1 rRNA gene is annotated in these 206 nt (G+C 72.8%); it reads left to right on the forward strand.

Annotated features, from left to right (window positions below):
- Positions 1-30: 30 nt before the first annotated feature.
- Positions 31-146, forward strand: a 5S ribosomal RNA gene (rrf, locus tag DW037_RS10360).
- The last annotated feature ends 60 nt before the right edge of the window (positions 147-206 follow it).

The following is a 206-nucleotide window of genomic DNA, read 5'->3' on the forward strand; positions in this document are numbered from 1 at the left end:
GGACACCGTAACGGTGGGCGCCGCCCACCGGTCAGCGGCCAGAGCATGGGGGGCACGCCCGGTCCCGTTCCGAACCCGGAAGCTAAGCCCCATCGCGCCGAGAGTACTGCGGGGTGAGCCCGTGGGAGGCCAGGGCGCCGCTGACCGGTGGACGGCACCGAGCCGTCTGATGACTTGAAGAAGGGGGAGGCCTCGCGGCCTCCCCC

Source organism: Collinsella sp. AF39-11AT, assembly GCF_003474585.1.
In the GTDB taxonomy this organism is placed as follows: domain Bacteria; phylum Actinomycetota; class Coriobacteriia; order Coriobacteriales; family Coriobacteriaceae; genus Collinsella.